The organism is Leclercia sp. UBA7405 (assembly GCF_037152215.1).
GTDB lineage: Bacteria > Pseudomonadota > Gammaproteobacteria > Enterobacterales > Enterobacteriaceae > Enterobacter > Enterobacter pneumoniae.
On record NZ_JBBCMR010000005.1, the window covers coordinates 1 to 16,524 of the forward strand.

At 56.5% G+C, this 16,524-nt stretch carries 11 protein-coding genes and 1 rRNA gene; 9 read left to right on the forward strand and 3 right to left on the reverse strand.

Features of this window, described 5'->3' with window-relative positions; translation table 11 throughout:
* The 3 genes from rrf to birA all read left to right on the forward strand — a co-directional run.
* Positions 1-104, forward strand: a 5S ribosomal RNA gene (rrf, locus tag WFN75_RS19120); the annotation flags it as partial.
* A gap of 136 nt (positions 105-240) precedes the next feature.
* Entirely contained in the window at positions 241-1,269 is a 1,029-nt protein-coding gene (gene murB / locus WFN75_RS19125) for a UDP-N-acetylmuramate dehydrogenase (protein WP_286758326.1), read from the forward strand.
* Entirely contained in the window at positions 1,266-2,228 is a 963-nt protein-coding gene (gene birA, locus WFN75_RS19130; protein ID WP_207292582.1) for a bifunctional biotin--[acetyl-CoA-carboxylase] ligase/biotin operon repressor BirA, read from the forward strand. The genes murB and birA overlap by 4 nt, the downstream gene beginning before the upstream one ends.
* 47 nt (positions 2,229-2,275) lie before the next feature.
* Here the strand turns inward: birA and bcsG are convergent, their stop codons facing one another.
* Genes bcsG through bcsE form a run of 3 tightly spaced genes read right to left on the reverse strand, consistent with a single transcriptional unit; the run spans position 2,276 to position 5,699 of the window.
* The gene (bcsG, locus tag WFN75_RS19135; RefSeq protein ID WP_046886830.1) at positions 2,276-3,955 is read right to left on the reverse strand and encodes a cellulose biosynthesis protein BcsG; all 1,680 of its coding nucleotides are present in this window, start codon (positions 3,953-3,955) and stop codon (positions 2,276-2,278) included.
* Positions 3,952-4,143, reverse strand: a complete 192-nt coding sequence (gene bcsF, locus WFN75_RS19140) for a cellulose biosynthesis protein BcsF (RefSeq protein ID WP_040078159.1) — start codon at positions 4,141-4,143, stop codon at positions 3,952-3,954. The genes bcsG and bcsF overlap by 4 nt, the downstream gene beginning before the upstream one ends.
* Positions 4,140-5,699, reverse strand: coding sequence for a cellulose biosynthesis c-di-GMP-binding protein BcsE (gene bcsE / locus WFN75_RS19145; protein ID WP_040078161.1), 1,560 nt, complete (start codon positions 5,697-5,699; stop codon positions 4,140-4,142). The genes bcsF and bcsE overlap by 4 nt, the downstream gene beginning before the upstream one ends.
* Before the next feature lie 172 nt (positions 5,700-5,871).
* Between bcsE and bcsR the strand changes: the two genes are divergently transcribed.
* From bcsR to bcsC, 6 genes are read left to right on the forward strand one after another with little or no spacing between them, the layout of a single operon-like run.
* Entirely contained in the window at positions 5,872-6,063 is a 192-nt protein-coding gene (bcsR, locus tag WFN75_RS19150) for a cellulose biosynthesis protein BcsR (RefSeq protein ID WP_040078162.1), read from the forward strand.
* A gap of 11 nt (positions 6,064-6,074) precedes the next feature.
* A complete protein-coding gene (bcsQ, locus tag WFN75_RS19155; protein WP_212478363.1) occupies positions 6,075-6,827 on the forward strand; it encodes a cellulose biosynthesis protein BcsQ in 753 nt (250 codons plus the stop codon).
* A complete protein-coding gene (gene bcsA / locus WFN75_RS19160) occupies positions 6,824-9,442 on the forward strand; it encodes a UDP-forming cellulose synthase catalytic subunit (protein ID WP_233802656.1) in 2,619 nt (872 codons plus the stop codon). The genes bcsQ and bcsA overlap by 4 nt, the downstream gene beginning before the upstream one ends.
* A gap of 10 nt (positions 9,443-9,452) precedes the next feature.
* Positions 9,453-11,867, forward strand: coding sequence for a cellulose biosynthesis cyclic di-GMP-binding regulatory protein BcsB (bcsB, locus tag WFN75_RS19165; RefSeq protein ID WP_212478365.1), 2,415 nt, complete (start codon positions 9,453-9,455; stop codon positions 11,865-11,867).
* A 6-nt stretch (positions 11,868-11,873) separates the two neighbouring features.
* Positions 11,874-12,980, forward strand: coding sequence for a cellulose synthase complex periplasmic endoglucanase BcsZ (gene bcsZ, locus WFN75_RS19170; protein WP_336996710.1), 1,107 nt, complete (start codon positions 11,874-11,876; stop codon positions 12,978-12,980).
* Positions 12,962-16,444, forward strand: coding sequence for a cellulose synthase complex outer membrane protein BcsC (gene bcsC, locus WFN75_RS19175; protein WP_336996675.1), 3,483 nt, complete (start codon positions 12,962-12,964; stop codon positions 16,442-16,444). The genes bcsZ and bcsC overlap by 19 nt, the downstream gene beginning before the upstream one ends.
* Positions 16,445-16,524 lie beyond the last annotated feature (80 nt).

A 16,524-nucleotide genomic window follows, 5' to 3' on the forward strand; every position in this document is an offset into this window, starting at 1 on the left:
AGCGCGGTGGTCCCACCTGACCCCATGCCGAACTCAGAAGTGAAACGCCGTAGCGCCGATGGTAGTGTGGGGTCTCCCCATGCGAGAGTAGGGAACTGCCAGGCATCAAATAAGTGAAGAGCCCATCCGGAAGGATGGGCTTTTTGCGTTTTTGCATCTACGAACCTGCACACAAAGATATCCCCCTAACCCATCGCAGATACGGTAAACTATCCCGGTTTTTGCATCTGGATAGCCTCTATGAATCACTCCCTTAAGCCCTGGAATACCTTCGGTATTGACCGAAATGCCTTACAGATCGTGCAGGCCACTGACTCTCAACAACTGCTGGCGGCATGGAATCACGCAACGCAACAAAACCAACCTGTTCTCATTCTGGGCGAAGGCAGTAACGTACTGTTCCTGGAAGATTATTCAGGTACGGTAATTATTAATCGCATTTCCGGGATTGACGTTGAAGAGACGCCAGAGCGTTGGCGTCTGCACGTGGGCGCCGGCGAAAACTGGCACAATCTGGTGCAATTTACCCTTGATAACGGCATGGCTGGTCTGGAAAATCTGGCCCTGATCCCTGGCTGTGCGGGTTCATCTCCTATTCAGAATATCGGTGCTTATGGCATCGAGCTTAAGCATGTCTGCGAATACGTGGACTGCATTGAACTGGCGACCGGGAAAGCGCTGCGTTTAACCGCAGAGCAGTGTCGCTTTGGTTACCGTGACAGTATTTTCAAACATGAGTATCAGGACAAGTTTGTGATCGTGGCGGTGGGACTTCAGCTGACGAAACACTGGCAGCCGGTACTCTCTTATGGCGACTTAACCCGTCTCGATCCTGCGACCGTCACCCCGCGGCAAATTTTTGATGCGGTTTGTCATATGCGCATGAGCAAACTTCCCGATCCTAAACAGCAGGGCAATGCCGGTAGCTTCTTCAAAAATCCGGTTGTCACCGCTGAGGTGGCAAACGCACTGCTCGCACAGTGGCCCGCTGCACCGCACTATCCCCAGGCGGATGGTAGCGTGAAGCTGGCCGCGGGCTGGCTGATCGATCAATGTCAGCTTAAGGGTACCACTTACGGCGGAGCCGCAGTCCATCGCCAGCAGGCACTGGTATTGATCAACGAAAACAGAGCGACCAGCGACGATGTTGTGCAACTGGCACATCAGGTTCGTCTGCGCGTTGGCGAAAAATTTAACGTCTGGCTGGAGCCTGAAGTTCGCTTCATTGGCGCCCACGGCGAAGTAAATGCGGTGGAGACGATCGCGTGAAAGACAATACAATTCCCTTGACGTTAATCTCTATTCTGGCCGATGGCGATTTTCACTCTGGCGAGCAACTTGGCGAGCGCCTGGGTATGAGCCGGGCGGCGATTAACAAGCATGTTCAGACCTTACGCGACTGGGGCGTGGATGTCTTCACTGTTCCGGGTAAAGGCTATAGTCTGCCGGAGCCCATCCAGTTACTGGATCAGAATCTCATCCAGGGTCAGTTAGAGGAGGGGAAGGTTGCCGTACTGCCGGTCATCGACTCCACTAACCAATATCTGCTGGACAGAATTGGCGAGCTGAACTCTGGCGATAGCTGTGTGGCTGAATACCAGCAGGCGGGCCGCGGTCGTCGCGGGCGTAAATGGTTTTCACCCTTTGGCGCTAATCTCTATCTCTCTATGTACTGGCGTCTGGAGCAAGGACCGGCTGCCGCCATGGGACTAAGTCTGGTCATCGGTATCGTGATGGCCGAGGTTCTGCAGTCGCTGGGCGCAGATAAAGTGCGTGTTAAATGGCCAAACGATCTCTACCTGAACGATCGGAAACTGGCGGGTATTTTAGTGGAAATGACCGCCAAAACCGGCGATGCGGCCCACATCGTGATTGGCGCTGGCATTAACATGATTATGCGTACGGTACAGAGCGATGTGGTAAATCAGGGCTGGATCAACCTGCATGAGGCGGGAGTGAATATTGATCGCAATACCCTGGCGGTGCAGATGATCAAAGAGTTGCGGACATCGCTGCTCAGCTTTGAACAGGATGGTTTGACACCGTTCCTGGCGCGCTGGGAAAAGCTGGATAACTTTATTAATCGACCGGTGAAATTGATTATTGGCGATAAAGAGGTGTTTGGCACCTCCCGCGGTATCGATGCACAGGGGGCACTGCTGCTTGAACAGGATGGGGTGATCAAACCCTGGATGGGCGGCGAAATCTCGCTTCGTAGCGCGGAGTAGTAAGGCAATGCACTTCCCCTCTCTCGTAAGAGAGGGGAAACCGTAGATTACTGCGGGTAAGGCACCCAGTCACCGGCATTCAGACGGACATACGGCTTGTTCTGATACTGAATGACCACCGCATTGGCGTTTTCAGACACTTTTGCCGTTTGCGGCAGATCCTTGATGTACTGATCCCAGTTAACGTTATCTTCAACGAAGATTTTGCCGTCCACCGCGCGGGCTACCAGTTCAGAGATGGCCAGGTAGCTTGTAGGCTGGGTGATCTCAATCGCTCCACCCTGATGTGGGGCTTTCATACCGAAGAATTTCACCCCGGCCGGCACGTTAGTAATTGAGGGGCTCGGGATATCGCGCAGGCCAGAAACCTGCATCTTATCGCCCTTCAGCGCACCGCCGTGCTCGGGTACCACTACCACCATCACTTTGCGCCCGGACTTCTCCAGTTGAGTGAAGAAGGCATCCAGTTCATCAAACAATTTCTGGGCACGCAGCTTGTAATCCGCCACTTTGCTCACGCCAGGGAAGTGGTTCCCATCATGCAGCGGCAGGGTGTTATAGAAAGTCGCACTGCGCGGGTTCTGGTCTTTCTCAATGGTCTGCATCCAGCGCTCAAGCACCGCGGTGTCGTCATACACTGGCGAACCGTCGAAGCCCAGCAAGGTCACCGGCAGCCCTTTCTGATCCATCAGCGGCGCGTGCATGCCGCCGTTTTCCTGCACTTCTTTCAGGAATCCACCGAACACGCCGTTGTGGCCCAGCATCAGATGCTGCGTGAAGCCCAGTTTCTCCAGATTATCGAAGAGATAGCACTGGTTACCGGCTGGCTGGTAGAGATTTTTATGCGACGGCTGACCGCAGCTGGCACGCAGCAGACGAATGGCCGCCGGGCCGCTGTAAGAGGTGGCGGAGTTGAAATCCTTGAACTGGATATCAAAGTGCGACCACAACGGATGCGACATTAGCCCTGCGGCTTCCACATCTGCCCACGACAGGGAGCAGATATTGATAACCAGCAGTTCAAACGGCTGGGCATCGGCTGGCAGTGCGTCCGGGAATTTGGTCTGGCGTTTTTCTTCGGCATTATAGAACGTAGACAGCCAGGCATTGAGATTGGCCGTCGTCGGCGGTGCCGTCTGAGCCGGTATATCACCCACCACGGCGGTGTTACCTGCTGCCGCTACCGTTGGGGCTACCGAAGCGCCGTCGGTGGTGACGGTGGTAGTGGGTTGGCCGCCTGGCCACAGGGTAAGGGCTGGGCCGGCAATGGTCAGCACGTTCAGCCAGATCATGATGGCGACAACAAACACCGTAACGCGGATCCACTGTGACAAGAACAGCCATGCGATAAAGAGCACAAACAGCGCGCCAATCATCTGCAGGTTAATAAAACGTGTCACCAGGTCGAGCATATAGTCAGCGCTAAAGCCTGCAACCTGAGAACCCTGGCTCATAATACTCTGTGGACCCGGCAGCCAGGTGTCATGCCAGAAGAGGGCGAAGCCGATGGGGATCGCCACCCAGTGGCGCAGGCGATGCAGACGATACTTCGGGATCGGCATCAGCAGGAAGGCCATAAAGACCAGGTTCGGCAGGGGATGGAAATTCAGGTATCCCGCCCATAGCAGAGCGAACTTCACCAAAAAGTAAAAGTTCCAGCCAGAAAGGCCGCGCCAGTACTGCCAGAGCGGCGAAGGCGCCGAAGTCGTATAAGAAGAATTTGTCATTTTTTCGGTTTGCCCTGTTGCGACGCTCTGTTCAGCGTACCGGCGGGTTTAACATAGCGAGGCTTACTAAAAACAATTCGCGCCGCATCACGGATCCGTCGTGAATAATGGCGCGTGTAATACCCTAGCGGGAAGAAGATGAGCGCACAGAGCACCACGAGCTGGATGATATCGCTGACGTTCATCATGATGGGTTCTCCACGGCATCATCCAGTAAGCGTAGCGGATGCGGAATGCGCCGCCAGGCATGACCATCGTGCGTGGCGTTAAGGATCGGTTTGATATCGGTCTCCAGCGGCAGCGGTTTGTTCCACTGTTCAGGTTTAACGGCGCGCATCTGCATAATCTCCGCGGCGATCTGGTTATCTTCAAACCAGACCACCCGGTTAGAGAAGATATCGCCGGTAGGCAGCGGGAAGATATGGTTCAGGGCAGTATCAAGATCGTTTATCCGGCAGAATGATAAGAACAGGACCAGCCGGTTATCACCGATGGTCATGATATCCCCGGTACGATTTGGACGGCACAACGTCAGCGCCTGCTCGACGCGAATGCCTGGAACCGGACGCAGCGCCACCATCACCCCTTTATTATCAGCAGGCAGCAGCGTGTTGCTCATCATATTGCCTACCGCGTCGCAGAAGGTATCCCATTTCTGGAAGCCGCGTAGCTTCATAGGCTGGGTCATGGAGAGCAGTGTTGAAATATCTTCCGGCACGTGGCGGCTGAACTGCTGGCCCTGAATACTTTCAATAAGCGTCAGGCAACGGGAGAGCGGGGCATTCCACGGAATAACCATATTCGCACCGCAGCCCAGCAGCAGGCGCTCATCGGTGGCGCGCAGGCTGGTGAGATTTTCACGCACTACGATTTTCAGGGCGCTACCACGTTGGCGGCGTAGCGTGTGGATCTGCCGCGCAATGGCATCAATTTGGTTGTTCTGAGTCAGCGAAAAGATGATGGTTGCCGCCTGGGTGGAGCGGGCTTCGTTGAATAACGCTTCGTTGTTCTCAAATAACGACCAGTGTTCTGACAGCGGCGGTGCGCCTTCCAGTACCGAGACGTTACTGAGGATCCGTTTCTCATCGCTGCGAGGCTGCACTACCGCCTCTTCCTGCTGCGTAAGGTGCCAGGCATTACCCTGACGGGAAAGCGTTAATTGCTGACGAGCACTGACCCCTTTTTCATTGCACCAGAACGCAACATCGTAAAGATGAATGTCGGTTTGATAGCGCAGACTGGCAAGGCCGAACAGCGAACGGTATTCCCCCATTAATAATGAGAATTGCTTGTCATTATTCGTACCCGGACTCAGAACCAAAAGGGTACAATTGTAAAAGCGCGCCCATTTATTCATTTTTTCCAGCCAGCCGCGCAATTTATCAACCGGAATATTTAACCAGGCGTTATTTGTACATTTAAGGACTATTAAATAGTGATCGGGATCTAGGTTGCACTGGATGTCACGCGGCAAAAAGTAGAGACCCTTCTCTGTTTCCGGCATGGAAAATAGACGAACCGTATCCGGGCCGCCATTTTCCTCCAGCCTGACAATCGATTTAGGATCGTCGCCCATCGTAATAACCGCGACTTTGGCGCGCGCATCCTGAGCAGAAACTGTTTGATTAAGGAGATGTATTGCGTCTTCGTCGCGATCGGTGTTGATCCACCAGACACCGCCTGCTGGCATATGCCGCAATTCATCCCATAATGACTGGATGCCAATAGAAAAAATGGGGTTCACGATGTCCCTCTTTGCCACTAATTTGTCTGTATTCAGTTTACTAGCGAAAGCGAAGAAATAAACCTAACATTGAAATTAAAGAACATCAGATTTAGCATGTAAATGAAATTTCTCTGGCAGGACGCCTGGCTACATCTGAGCATTAGAATTTCCTCAATGGGATGAGACGTGAATGTCTAACAATGAACCCGTAAATACGACGCTGGACTCCGGCCTCGGATACACCTTTCAAAATGACTTTCTGGCACTCAGCCAGGCTTTTTCATTGCCAGAAATTGACTACACCGATATTTCGCAACGTGAACAATTGGCTGCAGCGATTCGACGTTGGCCGTTATTGGCCGAATTTGCTCAACAAAAATAAGGGAGCCGTGAATGGCCATAGTTGGATTGCAAGGCGTGCGCGGTGGTGTGGGTACCACATCAATTACGGCGGCGCTTGGCTGGTCATTACAGTTATTAGGTGAATCGGTGCTGGTGGTAGACGCCTGCGCCGATAATTTGTTGCGCATGTCGTTTAATGTCGATTTCAGCCATACCGGCGGTTGGGGTAGAGCACTGCTGGATGGTACGGACTGGCGTGATGCCGGGCAACGCTACACGTCGCAGCTGGACGTGCTGCCTTTCGGTCAACTGACCGACAGCGAACGGGAAAATGAATATAGCCTGTATGAGACGCTGGGGCAGTTCACCACTGCGTTACAGACTTTAAAAGCGCATAGCCATTATCAATGGATTTTGATCGACTTGCCTCATGGTCACTCGCCGCTGACGCGCGCGCTGGTGGAGCTTTGCGATCACACGCTGGCTATCGTCAAGCCAGACACTAACTGCCATATCCGCCTGCACCAGCAATCTTTGCCGGTTGGCGCGCGTATTCTGATCAACGATCTGCGCATCGGCAGCCAGCTGCAGGACGATCTCTACCAGGTGTGGCTGCAGAGTCAACGTCGTCTGCTGCCGATGGTGCTGCATCGCGATGAAGCGATGGTTGAGTGCATGGCGTCGAAGCAGCCGCTCGGGGAATACCGTAGCGACTCGCTGGCCGCCGAAGAGATGATGATCCTGGCGAACTGGTGTCTGCTGAACTTTAACGGTGACAAAATCGCCACCGGGAGCACCCCATGAATCGCCTGGGCGCCTTACTGCTTATTCCGCCGGTACGAGCGCGTCTGAGCGAGCGTTACCGTAATTACCGTCTGCACGGCGCCTCTCCCTTCAGTGCTGCTCTTGGCTGTTTGTGGATGATTTTGGCCTGGCTTTTTATTCCTCTTGAACACCCGCGCTGGCAGCGTATTCGTGCCCGGCATAATGAACTGTATCCGCATATCGACCCTGACCGTCCGCGTCCGCTGGACCCGGCGCGTTATGCCCTTCAGGCCATCTGGTTGCTGGCGACCTCGGGACGCAAAGAGAAAGCGTCGTCGCGCTGGGGCAGCATGTCGCGCTTTAAAACCCTGCGCGGGCGTTATCACCAGTGGCTGGACCATCTACCCACTCGCCTGCATAACAACACCAGCCATCTTGATTCCCAAAAGGAGCTGGGACATCTGCACCCGCGGCTGCGTCGCTTTATTCTCGGTGTGGTGGTCTTCTTCTCGCTGATTTTGGCCCTGGTTTGCATTACCCAGCCCTTTAACCCGATGGCGCAGTTTATCTTCCTGATCCTGCTATGGGGCGTAGCGTTGCTGGTGCGCCGCATTCCTGGGCGCTTCTCTGCGTTAATGCTGATTGTGCTGTCGCTGACCGTCTCCTGCCGTTACATCTGGTGGCGTTACACCTCCACCCTCAACTGGAACGACCCGGTCAGTCTGGTGTGCGGCCTGATCCTGCTGTTTGCTGAAACCTATGCCTGGGTAGTACTGGTGCTGGGCTATTTCCAGGTAATCTGGCCACTAAACCGTCAGCCGGTACCGCTGCCAAAAGATACCCGCGTCTGGCCGAGCGTAGATATCTTTGTGCCGACCTATAACGAAGATTTGAGCGTGGTGAAAAACACCATTTACGCATCGCTGGGTATCGACTGGCCGAAAGACAAGCTCCAGATCTGGATCCTGGATGATGGCGGGCGCGAAGAGTTCAAACAGTTTGCCGACAGCGTAGGGGTGAATTATATCGCTCGTACCACCCACGAACATGCGAAAGCGGGCAACATCAATAACGCGCTTAAGTATGCCAAAGGCGAATTTGTTTCGATTTTCGACTGCGACCATGTCCCCACACGCTCATTCCTGCAGATGACCATGGGCTGGTTCCTGAAGGATACCAAACTGGCGATGATGCAGACGCCGCACCACTTCTTCTCACCCGATCCGTTCGAGCGCAACCTTGGCCGGTTCCGCAAGACGCCGAATGAGGGCACGCTGTTTTACGGGCTGGTGCAAGACGGTAACGACATGTGGGATGCCACCTTCTTCTGCGGCTCGTGTGCGGTGATTCGCCGTAAACCGCTGGATGAAATTGGCGGCATTGCGGTAGAAACGGTAACCGAAGATGCGCACACCTCCCTGCGCTTGCACCGTCGGGGTTACACCTCCGCCTATATGCGTATTCCGCAGGCTGCCGGGCTGGCGACAGAGTCGCTCTCTGCGCATATCGGTCAGCGTATTCGCTGGGCGCGCGGCATGGTACAGATCTTCCGTCTTGATAACCCGTTGTTTGGCAAAGGGCTTAAGTGGGGGCAGCGTCTTTGCTATTTAAACGCCATGTTCCACTTCTTATCGGGGATCCCGCGCCTTATCTTCCTGACGGCGCCGCTGGCCTTCCTGCTGCTGCATGCCTACATCATTTACGCCCCGGCGATCATGATCGCGCTGTTTGTACTGCCGCACATGATTCACGCCAGCCTGACCAACTCGCGCATTCAGGGCAAGTATCGCCACTCGTTCTGGAGTGAAATCTACGAGACCGTACTCGCCTGGTATATCGCCCCGCCAACCATGGTGGCACTGATCAACCCGCATAAAGGGAAATTCAACGTTACGGCGAAAGGCGGGCTGGTGGAAGAGGAGTATGTGGACTGGGTGATCTCCCGGCCTTACATCTTCCTGGTGCTGCTTAACATTGTCGGTATCATCGCCGGTGTCTGGCGCTATTACACCGGGCCTGAGAACGAAGTGCTGACCGTGTTTGTGAGTATGGCGTGGGTCTTCTACAACCTGATCATTCTCGGCGGCGCGGTGGCGGTTTCGGTGGAAAGTAAGCAGGTGCGTCGCGCCCATCGCGTCGAAATCGCCATGCCGGCTGCTATCGCCCGTGAAGACGGTCACCTCTTCTCCTGTACCGTACACGACTTCTCTGACGGCGGCCTGGGCATCAAGATCCACGGCCAGGCGCAGGTGCTGGAAGGGCAGAAGGCTAATCTTCTGCTTAAGCGTGGCCAGCAAGAGTATGTTTTCCCAACCCAGGTGGTGCGCGTACTGGGCAACGAAGTGGGTCTGCAGTTGATGCCGCTGACGAAAAAGCAGCATATCGATTTTGTGCAGTGTACCTTCGCCCGTGCCGATACCTGGGCGCTCTGGCAGGACAGCTTCCCGGAAGATAAACCGCTGGAGAGCCTGCTGGATATTCTGAAACTGGGTTTCCGTGGCTATCGCCACCTTGCCGAATTTGCTCCATCGTCCGTGAAAGTGATTTTCCGGTCAATTACTTCGCTGGTTTCCTGGGTTGTGTCGTTTGTTCCTCGCCGTCCTGAGCGTGGCGAGGCGGTACAGCAAGCAGACCCGGTTATGGCTCAACAATGATGATAATGCGATGAAAAGAAAACTATCATGGATTAGTGCAGTGGCGGTCGGGATGAGTGCGCTCCCCTCCTTTATGGTCTCGGCGGCACCGGAGACGACTCCTGCGCCAACGGTACCTGTTGTCGCAGCCCCCGCTGAGCCGGCAGCCACCGCCGCGCCGGGGCAAACGGAAGCGGTGATCCCGAATCAACCTACAACGGGCCAGACGCTACCGCCGTCGGACGCGCCAGTAGGCCGGGTCATGCCTGGCGTGCAGGGTGCCGATGCGCCGATTGTCGCCGACAGCGCCCCGTCACGCGATGTGAAGCTCTCCTTCGCTCAGATCGCGCCACCGCCGGGTAGCATGGTGTTGCGCGGTATTAACCCGAACGGCGGTATCGAGTTCGGCATGCGCAGCGACGAAGTCGTTTCTAAAGCGTTGTTGAACCTTGAATACACCCCCTCTCCCTCGCTGTTGCCGGTACAGTCACAGCTGAAGGTTTATCTGAACGATGAACTGATGGGCGTCCTGCCGGTGACCAAAGAGCAGCTAGGCAAGAAAACCCTGGCGCAGTTGCCGATCAACCCGCTGTTTATCAGTGACTTCAACCGCGTGCGGCTGGAATTTGTTGGCCACTATCGTGACGTCTGTGAAAACCCGGCCAGCAGTACGCTGTGGATGGACGTGGGGCGTAGTAGCTCGCTGGATCTGACCTATCAGTCGCTGGCGGTGGCTAACGATCTTTCGCGCTTCCCGGTGCCGTTCTTTGACCCGCGCGACAATCGCCCGCTGAACTTACCGATGGTCTTTGCCGGTGCGCCGGAAATCGAACAGCAAAAAGCGGCATCGATTGTCGCCTCCTGGTTCGGCTCTCGCAGCGGCTGGCGCGGCCAAAGTTTCCCGGTCATCTATGACAAACTGCCAGACACCAACGCGATCGTCTTCGCCACGAACGCCAGCCGTCCGGCGTTCCTGCGCGATCATCCGGAGGTGAAAGCGCCGACCATCGAGATGATGAGCCATCCCAACAACCCGTACGTGAAGCTGCTGGTGGTAATGGGTCGTGATGACAAAGACCTGCTGCAGGCGGCGAAAGGGCTGGCGCAAGGCAACGTGCTGTTCCGTGGTAATAGCGTGGTGATTAACGATGTGAAACCGCTGCTGCCGCGTAAGCCATACGATGCGCCAAACTGGGTGCGTACCGATCGCGCGGTCACCTTTGGCGAACTGAAAACCTATGAAGAGCAGCTGCAGGCCACCGGTTTGCAGCCCTCATCCATTAGTCTGTCGTTAAATCTGCCGCCGGATCTCTATCTGCTGCGCAGCAACGGCATCGACATGAATCTGAACTACCGCTACACCGCGCCGCCGGTGAAAGACAGTTCGCGGATGGATATCAGCCTGAACAACCAGTTCCTGCAATCCTTCGCGCTGACCAGTACGCAGGATGCGAATCGTCTTCTGCTGCGTCTGCCGGTTCTGCAAGGGCTGCTGGACGGTAAAACGGATGTTTCGATTCCGGCGCTGAAGCTGGGTGCGGTAAACCAGTTGCGCTTTGATTTCCAGTACATGAACCCGATGCCGGGTGGTACGGTTGAAAACTGTATTACCTTCCAGCCAGTACAGAACCATGTGGTCATTGGCGATGACTCCACCATCGACTTCTCGAAGTATTACCACTTCCTTGCCATGCCGGATCTGCGCGCATTCGCCAACGCCAGCTTCCCGTTCAGCCGTATGGCTGACCTCTCGGAATCGATCGTGGTAACGCCGAAAGATCCGAACGAAGGCCAACTGACGACGCTGCTGGATGCCATGGGCTCCGTCGGTGCGCAAACCGGGTTCCCGGCGCTAAACTTCACGCTAACCAGCGATGCCAGCCAGTTGCAGGGTAAAGATGCCGATATCCTGCTGGTAGGGGCGATTCCGGATGCGTTAAAAGATGACAAGCGCGTTGATCTGCTGGTGCAAGCGACAGAAGCCTGGGTGAACACCCCGCTGCGCGAAAGTTCTTTACCGAGCATTATGCCGGATGAGAGCGACCGTCAGGCTAACGCCCGCGCGGAAGTCTCTTCCACCGGCCCAATGGCCGCCGTTGTGGGGTTCCAGTCGCCGTATAACGACCAACGCAGCGTGATTGCCCTGCTGGCAGACAGCCCGCGCGGCTATGAACTGCTGAACCAGGCCATGAACGACAGCGGCAAACGTGCGGCGATGTTTGGCTCGGTATCGATCATCCGTGAGTCTGGCGTCAATAGCCTGCGCGTGGGGGATATCTACTACGTCGGTCATCTGCCGTGGTTTGAGCGCGTCTGGTATGCCCTGTCAAACCATCCGGTGTTGCTGGCGATCTTCGCCGCGATAAGCGTCGTGCTGCTGGCCTGGGTGTTGTGGCGTCTGCTGCGCATCTTCAGCCGTCGTCGTCTCGATCCGGATCATGAGTAAACCGTGATGAAGGGATTTCGCTACGGTTTGTTGGCGCTGTTTATGCTGACCGCGTGGAATCTTCAGGCCGCCTGCAACTGGCCGGCCTGGGATCGGTTCAAACAGGCTTATATCAGCGAAGATGGACGGGTTATCGATCCCAGCGATGCCCGTAGCATTACCACGTCGGAGGGTCAAAGCTACGCGCTGTTCTTTGCCCTAGCCGCCAATGACCGTAAAACCTTCGACCAAATCCTGCGCTGGACGCAGGATAACCTGGCGAAGGGCGCGCTAAATACGCAGCTTCCTGCCTGGCTATGGGGTAAAAAAGCCCCCGACAGCTGGCAGGTGCTCGACCCCAACTCCGCCTCGGACGCTGATATCTGGATCGCCTGGTCGCTGCTGGAGGCCGGTCGTCTGTGGAAGGAGCAAACTTACACCGATACCGGGCGGGCGCTATTAAAGCTCATCGTTCGTGAAGAGGTGGTGAAGGTGCCGGGTCTGGGCTACATGCTGCTGCCGGGCAAAGTGGGTTTTGCGGAACAGAATCTGTGGCGCTTCAACCCAAGTTATCTGCCGCCTCAGCTGGCACAATATTTTACTCGCTTTGGCGCGCCCTGGAGCACGCTGCGGGAGACCAACCTGCGCCTGCTCCTGGAAACTGCGCCGAAAGGATTTTCACCCGACTGGGTACGTTATCAAAAAAACGGCGGCTGGCAGCTCAAGCCAGAGAAAACGCTCGTCAGCAGCTATGACGCTATTCGCGTCTGGCTGTGGGTGGGCATGATGCACGACAGCGATCCGCAAAAAGCGCGGTTGTTGGCACGGCTGAAACCGATGGCAACCCTTACCGCTAAAAAAGGGATACCGCCGGAAAAAGTGGATGTCGCCACGGGTAAACTGACCGGACAGGGCCCGGTGGGCTTCTCCGCTGCGCTGCTGCCTTTCTTGCAAAATCGCGATGCACAAGCCGCGCAGCGTCAGCGTGTAGCAGACAACTTTCCTGGCGATGACGCTTATTACAGCTACGTACTGACCCTCTTTGGACAAGGCTGGGATCAGCATCGTTTTCGTTTCACCGTGAAAGGTGAATTACTACCTGACTGGGGCCAGGAATGCGCAAGTTCACAATAAGTTTACTCAGTTTATCGCTCGGTCTGGCCTTACTGCCGGCCGCGCAGGCGGTGAACTCCCCACAGCAAAAACAGCTGCTTGAGCAGGTACGGCTGGGCGAGTCCACGCAGCGCGAAGACCTGGTTCGCCAGTCGCTGGATCGCCTCGAACTGATTGACCCGAACAACCCGGACGTGATGGCCGCACGCTTCCGCTATTTGCTGCGCCAGGGCGACACCACCGGCGCGCAAAAAGAGCTGGACCGCCTGAAGACGATGGCGCCAACCTCAGAAGCTTATAAATCGTCGCGCAGCAGCATGTCTCTCTCCAGCCCTGACGGACGTCAGGCGCTGCAGCAGGCCCGTCTGCTGGCCACTACCGGCCATACCGCCGAAGGGATTGCCGCCTACGACAAGCTGTTTGCTGGCAGCCCGCCGGATGGCGATATCGCCACCGAGTACTGGACGCTGGTGGCGAAGGTGCCTGCCCGTCGCAATGAGGCGATCAACCAGCTTAAGAGCATCAATGCCAGCCGCCCCGGCGATAGCCAGCTACAGAACTCACTGGCCCAGCTTCTTTTTCAGAGTGGGCGTCGTGATGAGGGCTTCGCCGTGCTGCGTCAGATGGCGAACTCCAACAGCGGGCGTAACGCCGCGTCGTCTATCTGGTATCAACAAATTAAAGACACGCCGGTCAGTGATGCCAGCGTAAAAGCCTTACAGGATTATCTGCAGGTGTTCAGTGAAGGGGATAGCGTGGAGTTAGCGCGTACCCAACTGGCGCAGCAGCAGCAACAGCTTTCCGACCCGGCGTTCCGTGCGAAGGCGCAGGGGCTGGCCGCCGTTGAGGCGGGTCAGGGCGAGCGGGCTGTGTCAGAGTTGCAGCAGGCGGTCAGCGCGAATCATGCGGACAGTGAAGCGGTAGGCGCTCTCGGCCAGGCTTACTCCCAGAAAGGCGATCGTGCCAGGGCGGTGGCGCAGTTCGAGAAAGCGATCGCGCTCGATCCGCAAAGTGAAAACCGCGACAAGTGGGACAGTTTGCTCAAGGTTAACCGCTACTGGCTGCTGATCCAGCAGGGCGACGCGGCGCTGAAAGCCAATAACCCAGGCCAGGCCGAACGCTATTACCAGCAAGCGCGCAACACGGATAATACCGACAGCTATGCCATATTAGGGCTGGGGGATGCGGCCATGGCGCGTAAAGACAGTGCCAGCGCCGAGCGCTACTACCGTCAGGCGCTGCGCATGGACAGCGGCAACAGCAACGCGGTGCGTGGGCTGGCCAACCTCTATCGCGCCGAATCACCGGAAAAAGCGACCCAGTTTATACAATCGCTCTCTGCCAGCCAGCGCCGCAGTATCGATGATATTGAACGCAGCCTGAGCAACGAGAAGCTGGCCCAGCAGGCCGAGCAACTCGAAAATCAGGGTAATTATGCTCAGGCGGCGGAGATCCAGCGCCGCCGACTGGCGATGGATCCGGGCAATGTCTGGATCACCTACCGGCTGTCACGCGATCTTTACAGCAGCGGTCAGCGAAGCCAGGCCGATACGCTGATGCGCAACCTGGCCTCGCAGAAGCCGGGCGATCCGGAGCAGGTTTACGCCTACGGACTTTATCTCTCGGGCAACGATCAGGATCGTGCCGCGCTGGCACACCTGAATACGCTGCCCCAGAGTCAGTGGAACGATAACATCCGCGAACTGGGCGATCGTCTGCAGGGCAACCAGGTGCTGGAGACCGCGAACCGCCTGCGTGACAGTGGCAAGGAGCGGGAGGCGGAGGAGTTGCTACGTCAGCAGCCACCTTCGACGCGTATTGATCTGATCCTGGCCGACTGGGCACAGCAGCGCGGCGATACGGCGGCGGCAAAAGCAGCCTATGAAACGGTGCTAAAACGCGAGCCGCAAAATGCCGATGCGATACTTGGCCTGACGGAAGCGCACATCGCCGCGGGCGACAAGTCTGCAGCCCAGGCCACGCTGGCGACGCTGCCTGCCACGCCGCAGGGCGAGCCCCCTTCTATCAATATGCAGCGTCGTATCGCGCTGGCCCAGGCAGGGCTGGGTAATACCGACACGGCGCAACAGACTTTTAGCCGCCTCATTCCGCAGGCGAAATCGCAGCCGCCGTCGATGGAGAGTGCGCTGGTACTGCGTGACGCGGCCCGTTTCCAGGCGGCGAACGGTCAGCCAAAGGCGGCGCTTGAGACTTACAAAGATACGATGGTGGCCTCGGGGATCACCCCGACTCGTCCGGGGGATAACGACACTTTCACCCGCCTGACGCGCAATGATGAGCGCGATGACTGGCTGAAGCGCGGCGTACGTAGCGACGCGGGCGATCTCTATCGTCAGCAGGATGTTAACGTCACCCTGCAGCACGAGTACTGGGGCTCCAGCGGTACGGGGGGCTACTCTGACCTTAAAGCCCATACCACCATGCTGCACGTCGACGCACCGCTTTCCGACGGCCGGATGTTCTTCCGTACGGACATGGTCAATATGGACGCAGGCTCGTTCTCTACCGCAAGCAATGGATCTTTTAATCCGAAGTGGGGCACCTGTGCCAGTACGCCATGCTATGGTCACACCAGCCAGACGGCGGATGGCGCCAGCGTCGCGGTGGGCTGGGAAAACAGTACATGGGCGATGGACATCGGTACCACACCGATGGGCTTCGAGGTCGTCGATGTTGTTGGCGGTATCAGCTATAGCAGCGATATCGGTCCGCTGGGCTATACGGTTAACGCGCACCGTCGCCCGGTCTCCAGCTCCATGCTGGCCTTTGCCGGACAGGTTGATCCCAATACCCATAAAACCTGGGGCGGTGTACGTTCTACCGGGGGCGGGGTCAGCGTCAGCTACGACAAGGGTGAGGCGAATGGGATCTGGTCTAGTCTGAATGCCGATTCCCTGACCGGCGAGAACGTGGCGGACAACTGGCGCGTGCGCTGGATGACCGGCTACTACTACAAACTCATCAATGCCAATAACGAGCGCCTGACCGTCGGCCTTAGCAATATGCTCTGGCATTACGATAAAGACCTGAGCGAGTACACGCTGGGACAGGGCGGCTACTACAGCCCACAACAGTATGTCTCCTTCGCGCTGCCCATCAACTGGCGTAAGCGTACCGAGAACTGGTCCTGGGAGCTGGGTGGCTCGGTCTCCTGGTCACACTCGAAAAGCAATGACGGTAAGCGCTACCCGATTCAGAGCCTGATCCCGGTTGAACCAGGCAGATACGGTGATCGCAGTGAGCCGGAAGAGGGAAGCAGCAGCAGCGGTACCGGTTATACCGCCCGGGCTATTATTGAACGTCGTGTCACCTCCAACTGGTTTGTTGGGCTGGGGGTCGATATTCAGGAGGCGAAGGATTACACCCCAAGCCATGCGCTGATGTATGTACGCTACTCCGCCGCAGGTTGGCAGGGTGACATGGACATACCACCGCAGCCGCTTATGCCTTATGCGGAATGGTAACCAGAATAACCTTAATCGTTTTGTTAGCCTCTCTTAAATCGATTGCGATGGGGTATACTCAGGCGGCAGCGGGGTCACAT

Bases quoted from the DNA above. Each gene is read 5' to 3' on its own strand.
- murB (WP_286758326.1), top strand. From the start codon at position 241: ATGAATCACTCCCTTAAGCCCTGGAATACCTTCGGTATTGACCGAAAT.
- bcsG (WP_046886830.1), bottom strand. From the start codon at position 3,955: ATGACAAATTCTTCTTATACGACTTCGGCGCCTTCGCCGCTCTGGCAG.
- bcsQ (WP_212478363.1), top strand. From the start codon at position 6,075: ATGGCCATAGTTGGATTGCAAGGCGTGCGCGGTGGTGTGGGTACCACA.
- bcsF (WP_040078159.1), bottom strand. From the start codon at position 4,143: ATGATGAACGTCAGCGATATCATCCAGCTCGTGGTGCTCTGTGCGCTC.
- bcsA (WP_233802656.1), top strand. From the start codon at position 6,824: ATGAATCGCCTGGGCGCCTTACTGCTTATTCCGCCGGTACGAGCGCGT.
- bcsC (WP_336996675.1), top strand. From the start codon at position 12,962: ATGCGCAAGTTCACAATAAGTTTACTCAGTTTATCGCTCGGTCTGGCC.
- bcsR (WP_040078162.1), top strand. From the start codon at position 5,872: ATGTCTAACAATGAACCCGTAAATACGACGCTGGACTCCGGCCTCGGA.
- bcsZ (WP_336996710.1), top strand. From the start codon at position 11,874: ATGAAGGGATTTCGCTACGGTTTGTTGGCGCTGTTTATGCTGACCGCG.
- bcsB (WP_212478365.1), top strand. From the start codon at position 9,453: ATGAAAAGAAAACTATCATGGATTAGTGCAGTGGCGGTCGGGATGAGT.